17 protein-coding genes are annotated in these 19,125 nt (G+C 37.0%); 8 read left to right on the forward strand and 9 right to left on the reverse strand.

Going from position 1 to position 19,125, the window contains the following annotated elements; genetic code table 11:
• Positions 1-111: 111 nt before the first annotated feature.
• On the forward strand, positions 112-3,657 hold the full coding sequence (locus tag G7B20_RS14800; RefSeq protein ID WP_164112195.1) for a SusC/RagA family TonB-linked outer membrane protein: 3,546 nt from the start codon (positions 112-114) through the stop codon (positions 3,655-3,657).
• 10 nt (positions 3,658-3,667) lie between these two features.
• Positions 3,668-5,059 (forward strand): RagB/SusD family nutrient uptake outer membrane protein, encoded by a 1,392-nt coding sequence (locus tag G7B20_RS14805; RefSeq protein WP_164112196.1) that lies wholly within the window; start codon positions 3,668-3,670, stop codon positions 5,057-5,059.
• 95 nt (positions 5,060-5,154) lie between these two features.
• Here the strand turns inward: G7B20_RS14805 and G7B20_RS19815 are convergent, their stop codons facing one another.
• Positions 5,155-5,481 (reverse strand): DUF6934 family protein, encoded by a 327-nt coding sequence (locus G7B20_RS19815; protein WP_410528436.1) that lies wholly within the window; start codon positions 5,479-5,481, stop codon positions 5,155-5,157.
• Positions 5,482-5,573: 92 nt separating this feature from the next.
• Here G7B20_RS19815 and G7B20_RS14810 point away from each other — a divergent pair, with 92 nt between their 5' ends.
• Entirely contained in the window at positions 5,574-6,716 is a 1,143-nt protein-coding gene (locus G7B20_RS14810) for an ImmA/IrrE family metallo-endopeptidase (protein ID WP_164112197.1), read from the forward strand.
• A 6-nt stretch (positions 6,717-6,722) separates the two neighbouring features.
• A complete protein-coding gene (locus G7B20_RS14815; protein WP_164112198.1) occupies positions 6,723-7,223 on the forward strand; it encodes a DUF4411 family protein in 501 nt (166 codons plus the stop codon).
• A 6-nt stretch (positions 7,224-7,229) separates the two neighbouring features.
• On the opposite strand, the gene G7B20_RS14820 is transcribed toward G7B20_RS14815, so the two are convergent.
• The 3 genes from G7B20_RS14820 to G7B20_RS14830 all read right to left on the reverse strand — a co-directional run bounded on the left by G7B20_RS14820 (position 7,230) and on the right by G7B20_RS14830 (position 8,976).
• Positions 7,230-7,538: an ORF6N domain-containing protein gene (locus G7B20_RS14820; RefSeq protein ID WP_164112199.1), complete on the reverse strand. Its 309-nt coding sequence runs from the start codon at positions 7,536-7,538 to the stop codon at positions 7,230-7,232.
• 254 nt (positions 7,539-7,792) lie between these two features.
• Positions 7,793-8,290 (reverse strand): hypothetical protein, encoded by a 498-nt coding sequence (locus G7B20_RS14825; RefSeq protein WP_164112200.1) that lies wholly within the window; start codon positions 8,288-8,290, stop codon positions 7,793-7,795.
• Positions 8,291-8,436: 146 nt separating this feature from the next.
• Positions 8,437-8,976: a hypothetical protein gene (locus G7B20_RS14830; protein ID WP_164112201.1), complete on the reverse strand. Its 540-nt coding sequence runs from the start codon at positions 8,974-8,976 to the stop codon at positions 8,437-8,439.
• Positions 8,977-9,102: 126 nt separating this feature from the next.
• Here G7B20_RS14830 and G7B20_RS14835 point away from each other — a divergent pair, with 126 nt between their 5' ends.
• From G7B20_RS14835 to G7B20_RS14850, 4 genes are all read left to right on the forward strand, one after another.
• A complete protein-coding gene (locus tag G7B20_RS14835) occupies positions 9,103-9,804 on the forward strand; it encodes a hypothetical protein (protein ID WP_164112202.1) in 702 nt (233 codons plus the stop codon).
• Between the two features lie 938 nt (positions 9,805-10,742).
• A complete protein-coding gene (locus tag G7B20_RS14840) occupies positions 10,743-12,470 on the forward strand; it encodes a hypothetical protein (protein WP_164112203.1) in 1,728 nt (575 codons plus the stop codon).
• A 525-nt stretch (positions 12,471-12,995) separates the two neighbouring features.
• Complete coding sequence (locus G7B20_RS14845; protein WP_164112204.1) at positions 12,996-13,457, forward strand: hypothetical protein; 462 nt, start codon at positions 12,996-12,998, stop codon at positions 13,455-13,457.
• Between the two features lie 235 nt (positions 13,458-13,692).
• A complete protein-coding gene (locus tag G7B20_RS14850; protein ID WP_164112205.1) occupies positions 13,693-13,854 on the forward strand; it encodes a hypothetical protein in 162 nt (53 codons plus the stop codon).
• Between the two features lie 9 nt (positions 13,855-13,863).
• On the opposite strand, the gene G7B20_RS14855 is transcribed toward G7B20_RS14850, so the two are convergent.
• The 5 genes from G7B20_RS14855 to G7B20_RS14870 form a co-directional block, all read right to left on the reverse strand.
• Positions 13,864-14,223 carry an ORF6N domain-containing protein gene (locus G7B20_RS14855; protein ID WP_240466018.1) on the reverse strand — a complete coding sequence of 120 codons (360 nt, stop codon included), beginning with the start codon at positions 14,221-14,223 and terminating at the stop codon, positions 13,864-13,866.
• Positions 14,224-14,243: 20 nt separating this feature from the next.
• On the reverse strand, positions 14,244-14,366 hold the full coding sequence (locus G7B20_RS19820) for a hypothetical protein (protein ID WP_205600234.1): 123 nt from the start codon (positions 14,364-14,366) through the stop codon (positions 14,244-14,246).
• A gap of 61 nt (positions 14,367-14,427) precedes the next feature.
• A complete protein-coding gene (locus tag G7B20_RS14860; RefSeq protein WP_164112206.1) occupies positions 14,428-17,112 on the reverse strand; it encodes a hypothetical protein in 2,685 nt (894 codons plus the stop codon).
• Positions 17,109-18,209, reverse strand: coding sequence for a 6-bladed beta-propeller (locus G7B20_RS14865; RefSeq protein ID WP_164112207.1), 1,101 nt, complete (start codon positions 18,207-18,209; stop codon positions 17,109-17,111). The genes G7B20_RS14860 and G7B20_RS14865 overlap by 4 nt, the downstream gene beginning before the upstream one ends.
• A gap of 672 nt (positions 18,210-18,881) precedes the next feature.
• Positions 18,882-19,109, reverse strand: coding sequence for a hypothetical protein (locus G7B20_RS14870; RefSeq protein WP_164112208.1), 228 nt, complete (start codon positions 19,107-19,109; stop codon positions 18,882-18,884).
• Positions 19,110-19,125 lie beyond the last annotated feature (16 nt).

Below are 19,125 nucleotides of genomic sequence, written 5' to 3' on the forward strand. Positions count from 1 at the left end.
CAACAAAAGGACATTTAAAAAAAACCGAAACGTCGTAAGGAAACGCTCCGGTTAAAATGGAATAGTCATTTATCATTCAACAGATTCTTAAAACTAAACCAAAACAAAGTTATGAATTTTTCTATAGGTTTACCCCATGTATTTAATTGCCGAGACAAGACAATCTTTAAATACCTCATCATCATGAAACTGACCATCCTGATCATCATATTAACTTGCCTGAAAGTGTCGGGCACTGTTTATGGGCAAAGCGTGACATTATCAGAAAGAAACCAAACCTTAACTGAGGTGTTCAAGAAGATCGAAATCCAAACCGGCTACACGTTCTTCTACAAGAATAATGCACTTAAAGGAGCTTTAAAAGTAACTGTGGATCTGAAAGGAATCGGCATAGAGCAAGCTTTAAAAAAAATAATGGCTGATCAGCCGTTGAGTTTCGAGATAATTGATAAGACAATCGTGATTAAGGATAGCCCTAAGGCGAATTTATCGCATTCTGAAATTGCGTTGCAATTACTTACCATAAAGGGAAAAGTGACTGACAGTATAGGGAATCCACTAATAGGGGCTACGATAAAAGTTAAAGGGACACAGCATGCCGTATTAACAGATGGTCAAGGATCCTTTACACTAAGAAATGTAGAGAAAGATGCCGTTCTTATCATAACGTTCCTAGGCTATAAACCTCAAGAACGAAAAGTATCTGCGGATATGGGGACAATTATCCTGTTCGCTAATCAAGCCGATTTAAATGAAGTAGAAGTAGTAATGAATACAGGCTTCTATACTGTGCCTAAAGAAAGGGCTACAGGAAGTTTTACCCACATCGATAATGCAACATTAAACCGTGCCGTAGGAGGCAACATTTTACAGCGACTTGAAGGGATAGCATCAGGAGTACAGTTTGTAAAAGCAAATGGCACCGAGGCAAAGGATATCCGAGTCAGAGGGGTAGCGACAATTATGTCCCATGATTCCCCCTTAATTGTAGTCGATAATTTTCCCTATGAAGGTGATATCAATAATATCAATCCTAATGATGTGGAAAGCATCACCGTTTTGAAGGACGCAGCTGCAGCCAGTATCTGGGGAGCGAGTGCTGGAAATGGGGTGATCGTTATCACTACTAAGCGAGGGCAGTTTGGTGAGAAAGCAAAGGTTTCTTTAAATAGCAATGTTACCATAGGTGAAAAGCCAGATCTTTTTTATAGTCAGAAACGACTTCCCAGCGAAGTCGTTATGCAGATAGAAAAGGAGAAGTACGAAAAGGGGGGGTATTATTTGCCCGGCACTAGTCAAACACCTTTTCCTGAATATGTAGAATTGCTCATTCAATATAACAACGGCAATGGAACATTAAGTGAAGCAGATTTTTTAGCAAAAGTACAACAGTTAAAAAATACAGATGTTCGAGAAGAAGCCCTAAAGTACTTATACCAATCGTCCATTAATCAACAATATGCATTCAACGTAAAGGGAGGTGGCGATTTTTACCGCTACTTTGGATCTGCAGGCCAAGATAAGAATAGAAGCAATGTAATCGGGGATGATAATGAGAGACTTAACATCAGCTTACAAAACACCTTTAAACCTACGAAAGGGCTGGAGTTGAATGTAGGAATGTGGTATACGCAACAAAAAGCGCAAAATAACGGATTAGTATTGAGTAGTCTCAGTGGTTTAGGCGCTGTTTATTTATCCCCTTATATTCGATTGAAGGATGAAGGAGGTGCTTTACCTATCGTCAAAGACTATCGGTTACCGTATGTCAATGCCGCACAAGAGTCTGGCCTATTAGATTGGGCCTATAGACCTTTAGATGAGCAGCGGTTAACAGATAGATCATCCAAAAGCACCGAGATTAAGCTTACTGGCGGAATAAATTACAGCTTTTTGGACCATTTCAATTTCAGTGGGACCTATCAATATGTAAAAAGCAGCGGTGGAAGTATCCAAGAGTACGATAAAGACAGTTATTATGTCAGAAATTTGGTCAATCGTTATACACAGGCTAATGGAAAAAGAGAAATCCCTTATGGCGGTATTTATTCAAGTACCAATAACCGCGAAATTTATTCCCACTCGGGAAGGGCGCAACTGAATTATAATCAAACATTTGGTGAATTACATTCGGTAACTGCACTAGTGGGGACGGATATCCGCGAAGTAGTTCAGAATACTTTTCCAGGATACCAATTATTTAATTATGACCCAAATTTATTGACCGGTACAAGGTATTATGATTACACAAAGTCTTTTCCAACTCGTCCGAATGGGACAGGGCGGATACCTTTTACTAATGAGAATAATACCAGATTTACAGATCGCTATCTTTCTTATTTTGGTAATGGTAGCTACATTTATAATCAACGATATATAATATCAGCTTCAGCTCGTTGGGATGGGAGCAACTTGTTTGGCGTTAAAACCAGTCAGAAAGGAACCCCGCTCTGGTCGGTAGGAGCAAGTTGGGAAGCCAGTAAAGAAGGTTTTTATAGCGTAGAATGGTTGCCCTATTTGCGTTTAAGAACCACTTATGGAAGCAGTGGTAATGTAAATTCAAGCGTTAGTGCTTTTCCTGTAATGCGAAATATGGGTATTGAGTCAATAACTAGTTTTCCCTATGCCAATCTTTTGAGTATTGGAAACCCGTCTTTGCGGTGGGAACAGGTCAATACACTTAATCTAGGGGTTGATTTTGGCAGTAAGAATAGAAGGATTGCCGGAAGCTTGGAGTACTATATTAAGGATGCCCAAGATTTGATCGGAGCAGATTATTTACCACCTAGCACGGGCGTTGTCACAGGAGGCACTGCATCATCATCAAACATCATTAATTATGCAAATTTACTGACAAAAGGATTAGATTTACAGCTAAACACCAAGAATCTAGTAGGCGCATTTCAATGGAATTCGTCATTTTTAGTAAGCAAAGTCAGGAATAAGATAACACACTTTAATACCAATAACAAAGTAAGATTGGATAATTATATTAACGCAAACTCTGCTCCTTCAATAGGTAAAAGTCGCGATATAGTTTATGCAATACCTTGGTATGGATTAGATCCAGAAACAGGTCAACAGTTAATGTATATCGACGGTACCAAAACCAGTGATTACACAGCCTTCTATAACAGTCTTTCTGTCGAAGATCTTGTTGAGGCAGGGGTAAGTGTAGCGCCCTATTTTGGATCTGTTAGAAATGATTTCACATGGAAGAACTTCTCATTTTCAGCATTGGTTTCCTGGAAAGCAGGCTATGTGTTTCGTCGTACATCATTGTCACCTGGCGTTGAATATCTAGGCGAATACCATATGGATTATTTTAAACGTTGGAAGTCTCCGGGTGATGAATTAAATACAGTTGTCCCGGCACGAGCAGACAAGGTGATATCAGGTTCAGGTACGGTGTATTGGAATTCCGAGGCATTAATTACCAAAGGTGATCAGATACGACTTCAGGATATCAATATTAGTTATACGTTGAGACCTCAGCAGATCGGTAAACTGCAAATTCAACGAATCCGCATTTATGCTTATGCACGTAATCTCGGTGTAATTTGGAAAGCCAATAAGCATAACATCGATCCTGATTACCCAAACGCAGAATATACTAGTCCGAAGACGCTTGCTTTAGGCTTACAAATTGATTTTTAATTTAGAAGAAATGAAAGTATTAAAACATATAATGGTTGTAATATTCTTTTCTGCTTTAACTTCTTGTGGGAAAGAATTTTTGGACAAAAAAAGGGATATGGCTTTGGCAATTCCCTCTACAACTGCCGATTATCAGGCGCTATTAGATAGAATGGGGATAATGAATACCCAACAATCCTATGCCTTAAGTTTGGCTGGAGCAGATGAATATAAGGTCTCGGATCAAGTATGGGAAAATGGGCTTACCGGTACTGACGTGTATCTGAAAAATGCCTATGTGTGGGAAAAAGATGTGTTCGAAGAACTTGAATCTAAAGATTGGAATAATGCCTACCAACGAATATTGCATGCCAATCTGATTTTGGATATAAATAGAGTTTCTCCTAAAGCGGGCGAGCAGAATGCCTGGAATAATGTGAAAGGAAGTGCATTGTTTATTCGAGCATTGAATTTCTATCAACTGGCTCAGCTTTTCTGTAAACCATACGACGCACAAACGGCAAAGAACGATCTAGGGGTACCGATTCGTTTGGACTATGATGTTACGGTGAAATACGATCGAGGTACTGTCGAAGAACTGTATCAACGAATGATAGAAGATTTAAGAACTGCGGCTCAACTTTTACCTGATCGAGCAGAGCATATCTTCCGTCCTTCACGGATAGCCGCAAATCATCTATTAGCCAAAATTTATCTGAGTATGGGTAAATACGAATTGGCATTGGAACATGTTAATACAAGTTTAGGAATCCAAAACACGTTATTAGATTATAATACCTTAAACTTAAACACAGTCAATACCTTTCCTGCCGGCGACTATGCAGTCTCGAATCCCGAAGTATTTTATTTTTCCACGAGTATAGTAATGGAAATACTTTCATCTTCGCGGGTTACCAACATTCCGGATGAGATTTATACTATGTATGAGCTAAATGACCTACGAAGAGGAGCTTACTTTACTATGCAACCCGATGGTAGGCGTACTTTTAAAGGCTCTTATCAATTTAATCAGTCGGCAATGTTTACTGGTTTTGCTACCGATGAGTTATGGCTGATGAGCGCAGAATGTAAGGCTAGATTGAAAAATTATCAGGGCGCAATGGAAGATGTAAATCATCTATTAAAGTATCGTTATAAAACAGGAACCTTTGAGCCCTTCGTCGTGGAAGGTGAAGACAATATATTGGCCTTTATTTTAAAAGAAAGAAGAAAACAATTGTTTTTTAGAGGAGTTCGTTGGGAGGATTTGCGCAGGTTAAATAAGGATCCCCGATTTGCGACAACCTTAGTTCGTGAAGTGGCAGGAAAGAGATATGAGCTCGTTCCAAATAGTCCCCGGTGGGTATGGCCGATTCCAAAGAATGAAATTGAACTCAATAATCTACCACAAAATGAACGGTAGTTCAAGAATAGTAATTTTACACTTAATGAGCCGACATAAATTCGTTTAATTTGTTAGTTTTCTAAAAAGGACTCATCAAAAGCCATTAAGGTAAATCAAAAGCCATTTCTGTTGTTTAAGAAATGGCTTTTGGCGTTATAGAAAGTTATTATAATTCTTACCCTTTCGAAACGACTCCCAATTATCATCATAATAAGCCTGGCTTCAAATAATGCTTGTATTTCGTTCCAAAATTCAGAAATTCCCCTTTGATAAAGTCTAGTGCCCGAAGGGGTACTTCCTTCGGCCATGACGATAGCTTGCGGATTTTGTTCGGTAAAGTCCAATACAGCTCTGGCGACAGTGGAAAGTACTTTCTTATATGATTTTTTTTCTACCAGTCGCAGTTCAATAAAAAGTTGTATCTTACAATGATTAGTAATCTAAGTAAGAACCTTTTGTAAATCATTTGTGCAAAAGAAGATAAGAGGATTAATCGACAAAATAAGATCAAAAGTAAGTACCTTTGTATATTATGGCAGTAACGATTCCAGTTAAAGAGCATATTATCACATGGGCATTAGCACGTGCAGGATATGATTTGACGGCGTTTTCTCTCAAATATCCGAGTTTGAAGGTCGAGAAATGGTTGTATGGAGAAAAACAACCGACCGTTAAGCAATTAGAGGACTTCTCCAAAAAGGTCCATGTGCCTTTTGGTTACCTCTTTCTCGAAGAACCACCTAGTGAAACTATAGAATTTCCGTTTTTCAGAACAGGGCATAAAACACCGAGTTATAAGGTGAGCCCCAATGTTTATGATACCATTTTAGATTTAAGCCGACGTCAAGACTGGCTACGCGACTACCTGCAACAGTTGGATGCGAGGCCATTAGAATATGTGGGTCGATTCGATGTCGGTACTCCGGTAGATCAGTTTGTTCATGATCTTCGCAAAACACTAGATCTTAGAGCGGGTTGGACTTTAGCCAGCCCAACTTGGGAAGACACGCTTACTGTGCTCATGGATGCTATAGAGCGGGTAGGGATTATAGTTATACAAAACGGCGTAGTAGGCAATAATACCAGCCGTTCTATACCTGTAGACGAGTGTCGAGGTTTTGTGTTGGTCGATGAGTATGCACCATTTCTATTTGTCAATAATAGCGATGCCAAGGCAGCGCAACTATTCACATTGGTTCATGAGCTTGCACATGTATGGTTGGGCAAGAGCGCAGGGTTTAACCAAGATCAATTATTGCCGGCCGATGATCCAATAGAGTCTTTATGCGATAGCGTGGCAGCCGAGTTCTTGGTACCTGCCCATTTATTAAAAGATGTTTGGACAGATATTCGAGATATCCGCATGCTTTCTACACGGTTCAAAGTAAGCCCTGTAGTCATTGCCCGACGGGCGCTAGATTTAGGTATGGTCAGTAAAGCGCTATTTTTTGAATTTTACAACCAGTATATGGAAGCTGTGCGACTCAAAAAAGAGCAGAGTAGTGGAGGGGGAGATTTTTATAGAACCAGTAAAAGACGTGTCAGCCCGACATTCGCCAGTTATGTAGATAGCGCAGTTAAGAGCGGTGCTATTACCTATCAGGATGCATTTAAGCTTACAGGTATCTTTGGAGACGTTTACACTAGATTTATACGAGATATTGTCATAAAATAACCAAGTATGTCCTGTTATATTCTGGATACCAACTTCTTTGTACAGGCACACCGTCAGCACTACCCATTTGATGTGTTCCCAAGTTTTTGGGATACCGTACATAGGCTCTGTCAGGAAGGTGTTCTAGTGAGCATAGATAAAGTATACAATGAGTTAAGACATAACAATGATGCCCTCACAAAGTGGGTAGATGATTGTTTAACAAAAGAATTCTTCGTCTCTACCGAAGCCATAATCCCACATTATGCAGAGGTAGTAAAATGGGCAACATCAAAGTCTAGTCATTACAAGCCCGCCGCTTTGAGTGAGTTTCTGCATGCAGACGAAGCTGATGCATGGCTTGTAGCCTATGCACTCGCTGATCGTGATAACCGCCATCTTATCACACATGAGGTCAGTAGACCTGAGGCACGCAACAAGATTAAGATCCCAGAAGCCTGTAAAGCCGTAAATGTTGGCTTTATGGATAGCATAACTATGTTTAGAGCAATAGGTGTACGTATTTAATTTTATTTATACAATCACCAATCGCAAAATCTGTTTACAAAATCCTAATCCTGCACCGAGCCATCCTCTTTCAGTATACCCAGGTAGATACCATCTTTCAGCCCCACCTCTTGCAATCTTTGAGGAGCCAATTTGGCTCCTCAAAGATTGGTGTTCCTTTTCAGTAAGCTCAAACATAAATTCTGACGGAAAGCGCTCCAAGTTACGACGCACTTGTCTTTTTAACTGTTTTGTCTCCACTCCATAAAGTTCCGCAAGGTCACTATCAAGCATGACCTTCTGCCCACGAAAGACGTAAATTCCGAAGGACTCCATTTTCCCTTATAAAACAATTGACTCAAAATGAATTCTATTCATCAATACCTCATCTGCGAGGTTCGTATCTACTGCGTTTGCTCGATGCCGTTCCATAACCTAGCTGTTTGGTTATACTAAGATACTAATCTAAAACACAAAAACTAAATATATTAGCTTTTGAATTCTAAAAACCATACCGAATATATAATTATAAAGCTATCGGTCGTAAAGGATTATCACGATTTATTTTAGGTTAGTTATTTCAATCAGTGCTAATTCTGTCGAAACCCCAGTCCGACATTTTTCTTAAATAGTATGCAGAATGCTTCATCAGCGCGTCCATATAGCTTTTCGTAGCCGTCCAATTTATTAAGGTAATTATTCAATTGGCTATTCGTCAATGTCGATATCAACTGCAAATTTGGAATATAAAAAGGGAACTGACTGTTGCTTGGATTATGTGTATTTAAAAACAAGGCATCGCTATAACTGTCAAAGTCAAGGACAATAGAATAGAGTTGAAATTCTTTTTTCAATTGTTTAGTCTTGTCTACGAGCAAATCAAAGTGTCTAAACAATTTGTCTAGATGTGGCTTTCGTCTTTTAAAGCTATCGTTACCATATCCTTTGCAATCAAAATGTAGATGCCAATTGTCAAACCAGGCGTCAGGATTGTCAAAATCAAGGCAGGTCGAGTCGTTAAGTTCGTTTTTAAATACAAGATTTCTATAATATCTTTTGAGTCCCCTATGTTTCCGAATTCTGTTCATGTCATTTTATTGCTATCCTGGATCATATATCCACTGCCATTCCACCATCAGAAAGTTGTCCGTCGTAAATCCCACTTTTAGAACGACGGCCAGCCGCCAAAGTGATTACCTACTTCATTGGCCAAACGAAGTAGAATTGATATCACTTACCTGATCTCAAAGAAAGTAGGGTGTCTTTTCGAATAGATCAACCTGATTCGATCTCCTGCGACTATTCTTCCGTCAGCTTTGCCCGCCTGGGTAATAGTCTCGTCATCGACATTGTATTCAATTATCGTAAATCGCTCCGTATGCTTATTATACTTGATGGTATAATAAATATCCGTATCTCCCATCACGACTGCATCAGCTTCTTCTGTGTCCTCTGCCAAATAGTATTCCTTGAGCTTATTATTGCCCCATTCGGCCAAATCTTCCAATTTAATTATAGCGTACACATTGGCCGTTAAGAATACACCAAAATATATCAGATATAGCAAATACTGCACAGGGTACATCCTAAAACTGCGGGGCTTCATCGTATCAATTTTTTCAAATACATTAAAAAAGAGAACTACAAACCCAATAAATCCTATCCATAGACCCAGTGACTTCACTGTGGCCCAATATTCTATATTATGGTTCAGCAATACCTTCAATGCGACCATTAAAACAATAAGCGCTATTCCGATTGATTTCCTTATCATAGATGCTAAGTCCGCTTATAGTTTTTATCTTCTAAGGTATTCAATGTTTTCTTGCAAAACAAGCAATAATTGCTACTTTTGAGCTGATTAAACGCTATACATTACATTCATAAACCATATTTTAAAATGAAATTACCAATACTGATCCTGTGTCTCCTGTTTTTAAGTCAGTTCCATTGTTCTGGTCAATCGGCCGACTACTATATCAATATGAATATGGACACGGTTTATGGCGAATTCCGCTCTATTTCTAATGGTAAGATCAAATTCAAAGTCAATGACAAGAAGACGACATTAGATCCAAAGCAAGTGTATAGGGTATACGATGCCGACAAATCCGACCTGTACGGACCTTCATATATCCAGAACTGTATCGTCAGAATTGAGGATTCTAAACCTAAGATGTATAAAATCAGCGAGCGTCTTCGCGAAACCGAGAAACCTTTGTTTGCACAGATCCATGAAGACGGCGAGATCATCGTATATTCATTTTCATTGCATCGAAATTCGGGACCTTCTTTTGGATCGAATGGAATGATGACTCCAGGCGCATCCAGCAGATCAGACCGCTACTATGCATTGAAGAAATCTACGAATGAGATATTAGAATTACGGAAAACAGGCACCGTTGTCTTTTTTCAGGTGTCGGGAACGAAAATTAACAGAAACCTATCCGATTATTTGGACAATTCACCAGAACTCATCGCAGAGATTGAGAATGAACCGAAGCTTAAGTACGAGTTTATATTAGAACGCATCAAACGATACAATGCAAAGAAGGAATTGATCGGAGAGGGAAAGTCAAAATACGGTAGGAGTATATTTTAAAAGAAAAGACAGAAAATATCTTTCACCTCTATCAATTCTCATTCCTACAACAGTTAGAAAGCTAGACGCCGTAAGTACTATCCTTTAGAAGCAATTTACTATCTTTAGCATAACAAGCTATATAACTATTTGTAACGGTAGACTTCCCTGTTTTTGAAGCCTTCCCGTTTCCATTGGATAATAGTAATTCAACCGTTTAATTAATTGTTTTTTCAATTTTCTGCTTTTTTATCACATGAATATTCAATTCTTAATGCGTTAGGTCCGTGTGGCGATCTTATGATGATACAAACATACCTTTTTCTGTAATCAGTCAGCCAGTTAAGACTGTTAGCAAGGAACTTGATTTGTAATATAACAATTGTTTTCAACTTAATAGGGGTAAAATAGTGCCAAAATTCCGAAAGGCTGAAAAACTTTTTGGCGTAATATTACCCCTAAAATGCTATAAAGCAGAGACCTGTTCGCCGCTTTTTTCTTTGTTTCATCACACTTAAAGCAGGTTTTTGGGGTTTATTTAGGACAGTTTAACGAAAATGTCAGTTCGCGATGTTTTTGCAATAGCTTATAAAGGATTTGAAATATGTTACGATATATTCGAAAATTAGCGTTAAGGTTTCAAAATATGCTACGATGATTTTACAATAGGGTGTAATGTATTCAGCCAGTACCGTTAAAGAAATGAAATATGTTACGATGAATCTCAAAAACATCATGAAGTATTAGGGCGCCTTTGTAATAGAATTGAATTTCATTGTGGGCAGTGTCCCCTAAAGTTTGTAAATCATTAATTAGGCAACTAGATTCTATCTTCAAATATTATCATAAATTATCCATATAAAAGTCCCCTGTTCTTTAGGGGGCTAGACCATCTTTTAGTGGCTTTATCGCTACTGATTACGGATTCCCGTATTTCTTAATAATAGAAAATAATACCTTTGGCAGCATCAATTATTATTACGAAAGAACTTATAAGATTATTTAATGTTTTCATTGTTTCCATCTTTATTGCTGTCATCTGTCTTACAGCCTGTAAAAGAGATTTTTTAGACCCTATGGGCAAGCAGAAAGAATTTACCCAAAAAGAGATAGAAATTAAATGGGCCGAGGCCCGATCAGGTAGATGGTATACCTACTCCCATTTTAAGACTTTGGAACAGGGTAAAAAGGAACGGATAGATTCGCTAGCCTATCGAGAAGCGCTCTTTAGTTTTTCTGAAAAAGCCAGAGCATATTATAGAGGTTTTTTAAACGAACACTTTAAGGATTCTATTCATCAGGATATTGACGTGTACCTCGATAGTATTTACCCTATCATTTATGCAGAGATGGACAAAAAGATGGTTGATCCTAAGTATATGGAGCAGCTGTTTACTGAATATACCGATATTAAGCTTCCTCCTTCTTACAAATTACCCAACAAGCTAAAATTTAGGTCAAATGTTATAGATGATGTTTGGGTCACTAGATGTGAGATGCCAGGGGCATACCCTAGGTTTGATCTCTCTATCCGTAGTGAACTCCTGCGAATCGATCGAACAACACACCCTTACACTTACCTTTGCGCGGCTGAGGCTAATTCTAGACTAACAGATTGGTACAGGGATTTTCATTTAAGAAACAATGGGCAGAACTGTGGCGATTATGAGACTGCTATTTTCGTAATTGAAGATCTTTTCTATCAATGCCTCGTGCAAAATAGCCACAAAGATAATCCAGATAATGGATACCCAGACCCGTTTCCTCCAGGTGGTGGTACTCCGGGGGGTGGAGGAAACCCAGGAGGAGGAATACCACCGATTAGTAAGCCTTCAGAACAGCAGATTAAAAATCAAATAGCAAATAAACCCTTTGCTTTGTTTGGTGATTTAGATTGCGACATAGTGAGAAATTGGGTAGAAACGGCGAGACATCAAGTCCAGCAAGCGCAAATAGACAAACTAAATAGTGTTGTAAATAATATAGTAGACGTTTCGATTCTCGGTACACCTGCTTACAAGATTCAAGATATAGCACATGTTCAAAGCATTAATAATGCCTATAGTACTGTTGTAAACATGGATTATTTTCCGATAACAATTAGCCAGCTCCCTGTAGTGGACGGACAAAGATTAACTGCTTCTCAATTTAAAGAGTATATACGGAAAAATATTAATAGCTTTGTTAATACCGCTTATTCAAAATTTGAACCTTACAGATGGCATGGGATTAATGACGAATCTCTTTGGAACTCCGCAAACCCATTGAATACGATGATTGGTATAGATATAGCAGGACCAGATAATGGAACGGTAATCGTAAGTAAACATAATAATATAGGCTGGACTTTTACAACAGTCTATGATCCGAAGTATGGGATTCACCCTGTTTCTGGTAATAGAGACTTTGGGTATTTTCAAAATTCAGATGGGTCATATACCTTTTATACCAGAGGAGTAGATCGACTAACAACGGGGGTTGATGCAAGTATGCAAAATGTTGCATTCTTTGCCGCAGACGAATTATGGAAATCCTTTCAGCAAAAAGTTAAGAGTTTTGTAGATAGCAGGCAAGGGAGCTCTACTATTGGAACACCTGATATTGAACGGCCTGATTGGGTAAAAATCAAAGAAGTTGTAGACGGAAAAAAACCACTAAGCACATTAAGTACAGATTGTAATGACTAAATTCATAACTAGGAGTATCGTAGGAAATATATTTGTCACCTATATTTTGTTTCCCATTTTTTATATAAAGGATTATTGGTGTAATCTTATTAATCGTGATTATCAGGGGGAGGCTTTTCAATATGATTCTATCTGGCCTTTTTTAGATCGGGTTTTCATTGGCTTTTTTCTTTTTTCAACGGTATTGTTATTAGCGTCTTTACTGCCTTATCATTTGATTAAGTACCATATGCTATACAGAATAAAAAAAGGCTATTATCTCAAATCCTTGGCAGTTTATATTTCAATTAATCTATTTTTGGTTTGCATCACGGGGTACGGCTATTTACTATTTACGGATTACGGAGCAGTTGACTATAACATTCCTTTTATTTTCACCTTAATCCTCTTTTCTTCGATGGTTCATGGTTTTTTGTATTTAGTTGTTGATCGTTATAGGTTTGAAAGGGCAAGTAATTAGATAATTGATTCCCATGATCCATTGAGGGGAACCAATTTTACACAGGTAATCTCATTGCAGTAGCTATGGTTTTTACTTTTCTCCTGACGCTATTGGTGGTAGCGCTAATAGCTCCAGTTAGATGGTGGCCTAATATCTACAATGGTGTTGTGTATGGTAAATACGAATACTATGATTTTCATATTGAAACACTTGGAGAGCTGCTGTATCAGATATATGGACAGACTTATGGTTTCGTTTACATATTTTCGTTGATACTTGTTCTATTGCCTTTCCAGATTATAAAAAGCTACTGTTACAATAAAAACAATAGAGCACTAAAACTATGGAAAAAATGTCTGATACTTTTTGGAATTATGTCTGTTGTTTTCGCTTTCTTATTCCGTCCGCCGATGACAGAAATGCGAGAACGGTTAGAGCTTTTTGCGATTCTATTAGCTTTAGGTACATTGTTCGCCTTGATACTCTATTTTTGCGTGGACCGTTATGTAGAGCGAAGCCCTGTTAAGCAAGAAAATGACAATTAGGCGTTCGGAGTGCTTAAATTTAGATGAGGGCCTTTAAATAGAGTTACTTAGATGATTCTAGGTAGCTTTGTTTTAGCTCATATCTATTTTATACTACCGCTTATAGTCGCCTCTAATGTATTGCTCAAAAACTTTGCAATTTAGTGTATAGCTATTTCTGTACAACACTTTATTATACCTGAAGTAGACAACGCTGCATAAGTTGATTAAGTTCATCTTGACTAAGCTTTAGATTATGAATATTCTTCTGTACTTGCTTCAATCGTTTCTCCCTGAATTTTTCCTTATCGGCCATTATTCATCAGGATTGAAAAAGCCCCGTCAGCCGCAGCTTAGGAAGATAGAAGAGGGGCTTCACCGTCTGGCAGCAGAGCTACAGGCTGTAGAGTTGGTGTAGCGAAATCTTTTATCCCTCTTTCCCCACCTTGTAACCGATTTTATCACGTTCAGGTAGGGGAGGCTTATCTCGTTTATTCTCTAGGCGGTCGATATATTCAAATACAAGGTCTATGTTTTTGTCCTGCAAATCCTGCTTCTTGGAGAGCTTTTCCATGGCGAGCCGCATATCCGCAAGCTCCAGATGTATCTGCGTTGTATCATTCAAGAACTGCCTCATCTTGGTAAAGATCCGCATGATCTGGATATTGACTGAGATCGCTTGCTTACTATTGAACACGCTAGATAGCATCAAGACACCGTGTTCAGTGAAAACATTTGGTTCTTTTCTTCGTCCACCCCAACTTGATGTCACAATTTGTGATTTCAAGTTTTTCCATTCGTTTGTCGTTAATTGAAACATAAATTCCGTAGGAATCCATTTCTCCTATAAAAAAATAATCTAGAAATGAACTTTATAGGAAACCTTTTTATGTTGCGTTTAACCGCTTTGTTTAGATTTCCTGTTGTCACTCCGTAAAGCTCGGCGAGATGGTCAATAGGAGAGACCTAAGTATTAACTAATACATTACCACTAGAATTTTCTAGGGTAGAATTTAAAGCCCAGACTCAAATATCTTGTAATGCGAGACTCAGTACCATACACATAGTTGACACCGTCAAATGAATTTTCAATGCCTTTGTTATTCCCTAATGCATCCCAGAGGTTGAGATTTATTTCTGCATTTCTCTTTTTAAGAAAACGATATTCTATGGCAAAATTTAACACTGTACTGGATTTACCTTGTTGCGAAAATTTAGCATAGTCATATATAGAAGATCCACTGATCTTAAAATCTTTAATAAATCGCTTCTGGACATCTAGTTTTAGACGATTATTGCTATAGGTTTGATCTGTCTCCCTCTTTATAAGGCCAATCGAAGCAGAATTAGATATCCCGATCAACAGATGCTCATTTATATTAATATCCCCCCAAAAATTGAAGTTAAAGCGATTATTCGTTCCGTTAATAAGATCATTATTAAGTATGATCGGTAGATCGGTCGAGGTCCATACCAGATTTGTCCGCAGTGTCACTTGACTTTCTTTTATCTTCAAGTATTTTCTAAAGTTTGCGCTCAGCGTAGATTTATAACTATCCCCTTCATTATTCATCTTATTCCTATATACATATCTGCTTGTTGATCGGTCTATCTGATCTATTATTGCATTATTATAGAGCTTTAGATTAAATTCAAGTGAACTGTTAAAAGAGCTTTTGTCTTTTGATAACACAAGATCAATGTTTTGATAGGTCCCACTTTTCAGATCGTTATTGGGCCTAAAGACATTGAATCGGCTTAATGTGTCAATCAGAAAAACCCTATAATCCAGTTCCATTGCTTCCAATCGTTTATCCACCTTTATGTCGATTTTATAGGTTGTTAGCTCTAGAACGTTTTTTTCGTAGTTAAACGATAAGCCTGGAGAAAATAACTGTTGCGAAAATTTATCACCTAAAAGGGCGTTCGATGAGGTCTGTTTAGCGTACAGTGCTTCTCTTGATACAAATAACTGAAAATTATAACTCTTCGAGTACCTATTGGTCAACGATAAATATTTAGCATACTCTATTCCCATTCTAGCCATATTAATATTTTTTTTACTGTTGTTATTATAGGATAGAGATGGAGAGAAGGTTTCATTATTTATAAGTTTACGATCATCCTTTAAATTGATAGCCTCATTACTTATGTTTACGAAAGATTTTAGATTGAGCTTCTGGTAAAAAGGGATATTCCTTAAGTCAAATTTGACGACATTATTATGTCCTTTTTCCTTATCGTTGATTTCTCGATCATCGTTCACTACATCTCTACTGAAAAGTATATTTTCAGTAGAGAGTTTATCAAATAGCCCGAGTCGGATTGAACTTTTTACCTTGATTTTTGATTTCTTAAGGATATTGGAATAGTTTAATTCATATACCAAATTCTGGTCTCGATCCGAATTCAACCTCTCCATATTTTCGCTTGAGATATCCTCATTCAATTGAAAAAAAGAAGAATCACTTGTTGTCGATTCTATTTTAGAATTCAGCAGGGATAGTTTCGAAGATATCAATAATTTGTTCTTCTTATATTGATAATCTAGGTTATATTTTTCTTGTGCGACTCTACGCTCGCTGACATGAACTTGATTTTGAGAAAAAGATATATCGGGATTATCAATATTACTTTGACGATTCGAATAGGCACTGCGGATATCTTTCGACCCTTCAAATCCGATCCGATTTATCTCTTCCCGATCCGGTTTATCAGTAAATGTATATTTCAGCATTGTACCGAATGCTAGATTTCTATTTATCCCCAGTTTTAAAATATCTTCCGAAGGAATACGCTGACTTGATTTATAGGCCGAATTCAATAAGAAATCGAGATTATTTGTCACATCTTTGTTGACATTATTCCTATTAAAGAAAAATGTAGACTGAAATTTATTAGGAAGATACAAAGTTAATCCTACTGACGAGTCATATCGCTTAGACAAGATATGTTCCAGCGCACCGAAATAACTTAGCGATTTGCTTTTTGTTTTTATATTGAGTTCAAGATTAGAATCATTCTTGCTGTTACTTTTATCCGATGATCTAGCGTATAATTGAATCGTTGAGGTGGCTGATGCAGGTATATTTTGTAATATTATCTCAGGATTACCACTTAGGAATTGCTGCCCATTGAGTACAAAGCTTTTTATCTTTTCGCCTTTATAAGTTATATCGCCGTTGCCCCATATCACAAAATTAGGAACTTTCTTTAACAGGTCTTCTATTACAGCATTACTATCCAATCCAAAGGAGTCAGAATTGATTTCTAAGGTGTCTTTTTTATAATATATCGCAGGAGTGACAAATACACTATCTATGAGCGTGTTCTTCAGTTTTATGTTTATATTATCCACTGTTACACGGTTTTGCTGTTTTGCATCTATTATCGTATCTTTTGTTATATAGCCGACGTGCTGCAATCTTAATATATACTTTGCTGGGATACAATCTTCAAAAACGAACCCTCCTCTATAATCCGTTAATGAAATCTTATACAGACTCGAGTCCATTACTGATAATAGCTTAACATTGATGTTTTGGGTAAATTTATTGTTTTCAAGATCTTTCACGGTACCCGCAATAATAGATTTGCTCTGGCCAAGAACACCCAGTATTCCTGCAAAAATAAAAAACGCAAGAAGAGAGTATTTCATCACTAAACGATTCCTCATTTTACAGTGACCTTAATAATTACGGGATTGTCAGTTGCTTTTATAGAAAGATCATTTTTGATTCCTTTCTGGTTAATATATTCCTTGGGAGGCATTGTCAGATAGAGATCTTTTTCCTGAACATAGAGAAAATTGTAATCTTTAAATGCAGACCCAATTGCATTGGAGAACAGATTTAACTGGTGAGATGACGTGTCGGGAACTAGATTATTCAAACAGTAGAATATATTAGTTTTACCATTCCATACAAACGAGTTATAACCATTCAATTCCGAATGCGTCCTTAATCTGAAAAACAACAGATCGCCTATGGCATAGACATCAGATATTGCATAGATACCGTCAGGTCGGTTCCTTATCAATGCTGTGACAGGACGAAAGTCATTACTATATTTACCAAAAAACAAGGTATTAGCTAATGGAAATACAAAACTCATCAGACTATCACGCTTACCATCTTTCAGTTCGTAGATCGTATAGTCTAGACTCTGCGTATACAATAATTTATCTGATAGATATATATCGCTACTTACATAATACTTATCTCCTTGAAAGGAATCAATAGGGGTATAGATTTTTTCCTCCTTTTCATCTTTGGTAATGTTTAATCTTTGAAATTTTCTTTGAGCTATATTGATGAATTTATCTGCTGTATATTTATATCTACCGACCGAATACCCCTGTACATTTATATTCCGAGATGTTATTTTTTTGAAATCTCCGTTCAAAGAAAAAGTTGCCTGCCGGGTTAAACTATTATATATTATAGTGAGATTGTTCTTTTCTTTATCAATGAAAAAATCGATAATTATAGGTTTTTTTAATTTAGGATCTATAATAAGACTATTTGTGATCCGACTAATAAATCTACCGCTCAGATCAAATAGCAGAATTGATCTTGTATCGGGATCTTGAATATAGTACGTATTATTGTAGACAACCAGTTTGCCGATATAACCAAATATACTTTTCGCATTAGTTTCCAATGGTATGATATCCGCAGATTGAAACAAATCAGAAAAATTTCCTCCTTTACTTTCTGAGGGGGCAAATTGGATTTGCGCTACGCTATTAAACGTATAAAATAGCGAATTCATAATAATAACTAATATAATTAAGATTAATTTAGCACTGAATTCATTTTTTCCCATTGAGCTATAAGTTGTTGATTGTAGTATAAAAAATAAAGTACTATAAATAAAAAACAAGTGATCCCAATCCCTTTTTTAAGGTATGTTCTAAGCGAAATAATAATTAATGCTAACAAAAAAATTAAGGGGAGATACATGTAACGATCTGCAACTAGAGTCGCCCGTCCTAAAGGAATAACTTGCAAAGCAATACCAATTTGGCTAATAAAGCAAAACAATAAAAAAAGATATAGATTCAAATTTTTAGATTTAGTTATTGAGTTCCCAATAAAAGTAATTATAGCAACAAAATCACTCATAATCACTCCTTGTATTTAACTTTATTATATATTTCATAGTATGGATTTTAATTTTCCTGTAAAGATATATTGTTGATATTATGAGGTTATTAATTAGTTAACAAATTTTATTTAAGTTTTAAATAAATAAAGCTTGTTAAATTGATTTATTTATTTTTACAGCAGAATGCTGCTTCCTATAACGTAGATAATTAAGATTATCGATGCTTTGATTTAGATTTTACAAGGTACTTGGGCGTCCGAAAAGTATAATCTGGAAATTGATTACAAATCGTCTCTGTACTTTTGTACAACCGGATCGCGGTCAATAGGAGAGACCTCATAGCCTTGAAAATTCCACCATCTGTCTTGCTGTCGTATATCTAGGTTTATTATTAAAACAACCATTCTCAGCATGTACATAAGTCGTCACGCTTTCTAGCCTCACATAGTTCCATCCTTCCGATGCCCCCTGATTGATCAATGTTTCTAATTGTTTTGCTACTTGATCCGATGTTCCTGTCCTTGGGTCTATCGATGCTACAAAAGGTACTACTTTGTATTCCATAATATCAGTATTTGAT

Source organism: Sphingobacterium sp. xlx-96 (assembly GCF_011007365.1).
GTDB classification, from domain to species: Bacteria; Bacteroidota; Bacteroidia; order Sphingobacteriales; family Sphingobacteriaceae; genus Sphingobacterium; species Sphingobacterium luzhongxinii.